Below are 6,517 nucleotides of genomic sequence, written 5' to 3'. Positions count from 1 at the left end.
TGATGGTGGTCATTCCGAGAAATTTCGCCCGAAGGTCTGCATTGAACGGCAGCGGTCTTTCGCTGCAACTTGCTTGAACTTCTACTTTGCGGACAAACCTGCCTCCGCCTGGCGTCCGCTCTGCAATTCTCTGGTCTCGCAAGCCTTGTGTGATATCCATGTTGAAATGTGATCAGGAACCGAGGGCAAATTGTGCCGGACTCACAGGACAACGCTTATGAACAAACCCTTCGAGCCGAACTTGTTCGAGCGCGTGACCGTGAGGCCGCGACGCGGGAAATCCTGACTGTCATAAGCCAAAGCCGCGACGATGAGACGCCAGTTTTTCAGACAATCGTAGAAAACGCAGCGCGGTTGTGTAGTGCTCCGATGACCTTTGTGGTTTTGATCAATGAGGACCATACCGAATGGAAAATTGCTGCTGCCACGGGGGAAGCGACTACTATGATGAAGGTCGGCAACGTCTTTCAAGTCGGCCGAGAATTTGCACCTTACAAAAGCGTCAAAACGCGTCGGATCGTCGAAGAACCTGATATACGCGAGACGGAGTTCTACAAATCCAGGCATGCGGATGCGATAAAATTGGTGGACGTCGATGGTATCCTGTCGCGTGTGTTCGTCCCGCTTGTTTCGCAGGGGAAATCTCTTGGCAATCTGGTTCTGCTGCGACGAGAGGTCGGCAAATTCGCACCTGACGACCTGCTTTTGGTCGATAACTTTGCCACCGAAGCCGTCATCGCCATCGAAAACGCGCGACAGTTTAGAGCCTTGGAAAAGCTGAATGCAGAACTTGGAGACCGCGTCGAGGAACAGGTAGGCGAGATTGAGCGAATGAGCCGTCTTAAACGCTTTCTTCCAAACGCTGTCGCCGACACGGTGATCTCCTCAGGCTCTGAGGCCTTGTTGAAAAGCCATCGCTCCCTTTTGGGTGTTATTTTTTGTGACATTCGTGGGTTCACGGCATTTTGCGAAACTGCGGAACCCGAAGAAACCATCGAGGTGTTGCAGACCTATCACGAGGAAATGGGGAAGCTGATCAACGCGCATGGAGCGGGCGTCGACCACCGCATGGGCGACGGGATTATGGTGCTGTTTAACGACCCGTTGCCCTGCGAGGACCCTGCCGGTGACGCGGTTAGGCTCGCGGTCGCGATGCGCGCTAAAATGGTTGAGTTGTCCAAGCAATGGAAGCGGCTTGGTCATAGACTTGGGTTTGGCGTGGGCGTATCGCTCGGATATGCAACTGTAGGCATGGTCGGGTATGAAGATCGATCAGACTACACCGCCTCGGGCACTGCGATCAACGTGGCGGCACGTCTCTGCGATATGGCCGAGGACGGTGAGATACTGCTCAGCACCCGCGCGGCGATCGCCGTGGAAGAGGAATTCCCGTCGGTTTCAGCAGGAGAGGTCACGCTCAAAGGTATCCGCGAACCAGTTGAGGTTTTCCGGATGACTTTCGACAATGCAGAGTAGAATAGCAGGCATTGGCGACGGTTGCTCTGAAGGCCGCTTTGGGCCTCAAGGCAGTCATCCGAGTCATTTTGTCAGATGACTGCTGTCGCGCGCTAAGCGGCCGTTGCTTGTCTGAAATTTCCGATTTTTGATTTGGGCGACCGCTTTCATGAAAACCAGACGCTAGCCAGAAATTGGCGAATGACTGAGTTGCGGGACGAAGGCGGCGTTCGCTGCGGCTCTGAATACTTCGAAAGTTTGCAAAAAACCGTATGTCTAGAGATGAACCGAATAGATCGACCACTTCTCCGAAAACCCCTTAAGCAGATGTTCGCCCTCATCCCTCAGGTTATGGCCTGAGCCGGCAACCAAGTCTCGCACGGTTCTGGAGACGAGCAATTGATCGGCTTCTGCTAGTGCTGATACGCGGGCGGCTAGATGGACAGCCACACCTGCTATTTCGTCGCCGCGAAGCTCACATTCCCCTGTATGCAAGCCACAGCGGACAGAAAGCCCCAAATCACGAGCGATGGAAACGATTTTCTTTCCGCATGATATGCCCCTGCCAGGACCATCAAAGGTTGCAAGCAGTCCGTCACCGGTTCCTTTTACCAGTCGCCCATTATGCTCAGTGATGGCTTGAGCACACAGTTGGTCATGTTGGTTAAGCAGGTCTTTCCACGCAGCATCACCCAATTGATGGGCAAGATCCGTAGATCCAACAATATCGGTAAACAAAATAGTCGCCAAAACTCGTTCGCTCGGAAGGAGGGGTTTCTCACCGGTGACGTAGGCCTGAATTTCTTCAATGATCCTTTCGGAGTCTCCAACCCAGGGAAAATGATCTTCCCCGGGCAGCTCCTTGAACTGGGCGCCTGAAATCCGATCTGCAATCCAACGCCCTTCTTCTATATGCGCGTCTCGATCACCAGTGCGGTGCAACACGAGAGTTGGCACGTGGACGGCGGGGAGAACATTGGTCAAATCTATCTCGGTATTCATCTTAAGAAGAGTCACAGCCGCACCGGGACTGGCGCTTCTCCTTAGGTATGCGCATGTCCGTCGCATAAATGCCTCATCATTGGCCTTGCTGGGCGCATAGTGCTCCAAGTCCATCAAGTTACCCCACTCTCGTTCGACGAACTCATAGTCCTTTTGACGTTCTTCAGGAGTGGGCGCCCAGGGATATTCCGGGCTCCATATGCGCTTGCCGAATGCGCCAAACATAACAAGCGCAGATGTTCGTTCAGGGTGTGATGCGGCAAAGAAAGCGGCTAGGTTGCCACCTTCTGAAAAACCGATCAGTGCCGCGCGCGACGAGTTTGCAGCATCCATAACCGCAAGCAAATCGTCAGCGCGTTCTTCAAGCGTAGGCAGTTGATCGTTTGAAACCCTGTCTGAAAGGCCAGTTCCACGCTTGTCAAAAAGGATCAATCTCGCAAACGACGCAATTCTGGACAAGAAACGGTTTAGCGTCGGTTCCTCCCAGCAAAGCTCCACATGAGAAACCCAACCAGGCACATAAACTACATCTAAGTCACCTTCACCGACCACCTGGTAAGCGATGTGAGTATCCCCGCTTTTGGCGTACTTGGTTTCAACTGGGTTCATCTCAGACTAGCGTTCTGCAGTTGGAAAAGTTGATCCAACATATCATACAGATATTGCGTAAGAGAGGTTGAGTTTCTTGTCAGCGAATTTGAGGGAATAGCCAGGGTCGCCAAAACTTCCGTTCTGGGCTCGATGCGGACATTCAGTTAATAACGCCCAATGTATGCAATGCGGACGTAGCGGTCATTGGCTTGAAGTCTTTTTAAACAACAGCGTCGTCCTTGCGGTCGGTTTGGTGCCAGTGTTCGGGACTCGTTAAATGTCTGGATTTTGAAAGCGCCCTTCCCATAGGCTGCTAACCAAAATGGATGAGCGATGGGAGGATGAAATGCTCGATACAACACTGACGGATCAGACACAGGCGTTTCTCGACGCGTTCGGCGAGGCACTCGATAAAGGAGATGTTGAAGCTGCCACCGAGATGTTTCAGGATGACTGCTACTGGCGCGATCTAGTGACCTTCACTTGGAACATCAAAACAGTCGAAGGAAAAGGTCAGGTAGCCGATATGTTGCGGCACCAATTGGCGACGATCAAGCCAAAAGGATGGAAGGTCGCGGACGGCGAGGTTCCGACTGAAGACGGTGGCATCACGACAGCATGGATCGAATTTGAAACTGAGGTTGCGCGCGGTTACGGTTTAATCCGTCTGAAGGATGGGTTGATCTGGACGCTGCTGACCACGATGGTCGAACTCAAAGGATACGAAGAACCTAAGGGCTTTCAGCGTCCTCTAGGAGCTAAACATGGAGCTGGGAAACACCGCACGACCTGGAAAGAAGAGCGGGAACAAGAAGAGGCGGAACTCGGATACAAGACGCAACCTTACTGCCTGATCATTGGCGGCGGACAGGGCGGTATTGCTTTGGGTGCACGTCTTCGCCAGCTCGGCGTGCCTACTATCATTGTGGAGCGCAACGAACGCCCCGGAGACAGCTGGCGCAAACGCTACAAATCCCTCTGCCTACATGACCCGGTCTGGTACGACCATCTGCCTTACATCAAATTCCCAGAGAATTGGCCGGTCTTCTCACCCAAGGATAAAATCGGTGATTGGCTCGAAATGTACACCAAGGTGATGGAGCTCAACTACTGGACACACACGACCGCCAAGTCCGCCAGCTATGACGAGACAACCAAGGAATGGACGGTCGTTGTAGACCGCGACGGCGAGGAAGTAACGCTGAAACCCAAACAGCTTGTCATGGCAACGGGTATGTCAGGCAAGGCCAACATGCCGAGCTTTCCCGGAATGAATAAGTTCAAAGGCGATCAGCACCACTCATCGCAGCATCCAGGCCCAGACAAGTACAAAGGTAAAAAGGCAGTTATCGTTGGATCAAACAATTCCGCGCATGATATCGCCGCAGCCCTTTGGGAGAATGACGTCGACGTCACCATGGTTCAGCGCTCCTCGACGCATATTGTGCGGTCCGATACTTTGATGGAAATCGGGCTCGGGGATCTATATTCCGAACGGGCCGTCGAAGCCGGCATGACGACCGAAAAGGCAGACCTTATCTTCGCTTCGCTGCCTTATGCGATCCTACATGAGTTCCAGATTCCAGCCTACGCTGCGATGAAGGAACAAGACAAGGAGTTCTATGACGGGCTTGAGAAAGCAGGGTTTTGGCTTGATTGGGGCGACGACGATTCCGGTTTGTTCATGAAATATCTGCGCCGTGGATCAGGCTACTATATCGACATCGGCGCCAGCCAGCTCATCATTGATGGAGAGATCAAGATAAAGCGTGGTCAGGTTGTTGAGGTCGACGAAACCGGCGTAATCTTGGATGATGGAACACATCTCGACGCAGATGTCATTGTCTATGCAACTGGCTACAATTCGATGAATGGTTGGATTGCAGATCTGGCTGGTCAAGAAATGGCTGACAGAGTCGGGAAAGTATGGGGTTTGGGATCGGATACGACGAAGGACCCTGGCCCTTGGGAGGGGGAACAGCGCAACATGTGGAAACCTACACAGCAAGAAGCTCTATGGTTTCACGGCGGGAATCTGCATCAGTCGCGCCACTATTCGCAGTTTCTATCGCTGCAGATAAAAGCTCGAATGGAAGGTATCGAAACGCCTGTTTATGGTCTTCAAGACGTACACCATTTGTCTTAAACGTCGTCGGGCCGGAGCTTTTCCGGCCCCACTTTCCCAAAAGATTACACCCTAAAAAGAACTATCCCTTCAGCAAATCAAAATCAGAAGCGTTCGCAAGATAGACTGCGCGGCTTGTAGTCGAAACTCAGGACTATATTTATTTCTAATGTTCCACCAGATGAGTGACGGCTTTGGGCTCAGAGCAGCCGTTCGCTGCGTTCCGTCTTAGTGACCGCTCTGCGGACAAAGCGGTCTATGGTTCTCCAAACAAATCGGCCATCCTTGGGTTTACAGTACACAGTTGTGTAGAGTGGGAAGGATACTTGTCTTCACTTCCGAAAGCGTTTTCGGGTATTAATAGAGTCCCGACATGGGTCCCGGGCGTCCCGACCCTCTCCCGTTGGCTTCCTTGGCTATCAGACGGTGTCGTCCCAATGGTTGGGGCGTTCCGGATCACACGGTAGCAAGGTCGGCAATACGGACAAAGTGGGTGTTCAAGGAACCTTTTAAAGTGCCTTTTCAATGAACTTTGAAAAAAGCTCACCCTGCGAATTGATCCTAAGTTTCGCGTAAATGTTGCGTCTGTGGATGCGGACTGTGCCTGGAGAGATGCCGAGAATTGTGCCGACAGCTTCTGCCGAATGGCCCTTCAACGTGAACTCAACGACTTCTCTTTCTCGTGGCGTCAGAACGCCATCGCCAAATGCCTGGAAAGCAAGATCGACGCGACGACTAACGCCATTCGCTGCGGCGCCGCGGGTCATCGTTGGAAAGTCACTCCAATGTTTGCAACAGGCTGCCCGAACGAGCGGCCATAGAGCGTGCAAATGACGAATTTCCTTGGCTGAAAAAGGCTTCACTGATCGCATGAGCGAGACCACAACCATCCCAGTGCTTGGGATATCGATAAAGTAGCCAATCTCCTCTGCTAACCCAGTCCTTTTGTAATAGCTGCGATAGTATTCGCCCTGATAGAACCTGTCCGGTGCGATATCGCGCATGCGGTACAGACCCGGTGTTATCGGTTTTGTCGCGGCCAAAAAAAATGGATCGAGTACGTAGGGCCCTGCTTGGTAATCCTCAACAAAAATACGCCGTTTGCTTTTGGGAAAATCGTCGTGAAGGTCTATAGGTGCTTCGGTTCCGACATGGCCAAACACCACTGTAAAATCGAATGGTGCGACCTGCCGCAAGCCATCTGCCAAAGCACATGGAAATTCTGGGGTTCCGATCTTCTCCACGACCCTGCCGGCCTCTTCCATCCAATCGTACACACGCTGCTCCAGATTTTCGAAAAGCAGCTCTATACCCCAATTGTGGTATATACAGCTAATCGGAGTT

Annotated in this window: 4 protein-coding genes; 2 read left to right on the top strand and 2 right to left on the bottom strand. The window is 52.3% G+C overall.

Annotation, left to right across the window (positions count from 1 at the left end):
- Positions 1-192 precede the first annotated feature (192 nt).
- Positions 193-1,476 carry an adenylate/guanylate cyclase domain-containing protein gene (locus I9187_RS20125; RefSeq protein WP_170756997.1) on the top strand — a complete coding sequence of 428 codons (1,284 nt, stop codon included), beginning with the start codon at positions 193-195 and terminating at the stop codon, positions 1,474-1,476.
- Positions 1,477-1,731: 255 nt separating this feature from the next.
- Here I9187_RS20125 and I9187_RS20120 read toward each other — a convergent pair whose 3' ends face one another.
- A complete protein-coding gene (locus I9187_RS20120) occupies positions 1,732-3,066 on the bottom strand; it encodes an adenylate/guanylate cyclase domain-containing protein (RefSeq protein WP_171175851.1) in 1,335 nt (444 codons plus the stop codon).
- A 328-nt stretch (positions 3,067-3,394) separates the two neighbouring features.
- Between I9187_RS20120 and I9187_RS20115 the strand changes: the two genes are divergently transcribed.
- The gene (locus tag I9187_RS20115) at positions 3,395-5,194 is read left to right on the top strand and encodes an NAD(P)/FAD-dependent oxidoreductase (protein ID WP_171175837.1); all 1,800 of its coding nucleotides are present in this window, start codon (positions 3,395-3,397) and stop codon (positions 5,192-5,194) included.
- 488 nt (positions 5,195-5,682) lie between these two features.
- On the opposite strand, the gene I9187_RS20110 is transcribed toward I9187_RS20115, so the two are convergent.
- Positions 5,683-6,450, bottom strand: coding sequence for a helix-turn-helix transcriptional regulator (locus I9187_RS20110; RefSeq protein ID WP_348540160.1), 768 nt, complete (start codon positions 6,448-6,450; stop codon positions 5,683-5,685).
- Positions 6,451-6,517: the final 67 nt, after the last annotated feature.

It is taken from the genome of Ruegeria sp. HKCCE4148 (assembly GCF_017872495.1).
Classification (GTDB): domain Bacteria; phylum Pseudomonadota; class Alphaproteobacteria; order Rhodobacterales; family Rhodobacteraceae; genus Ruegeria.
Note: the sequence above shows the minus strand (reverse complement) of the source record. Positions and strands in the feature narration are given on the sequence as shown.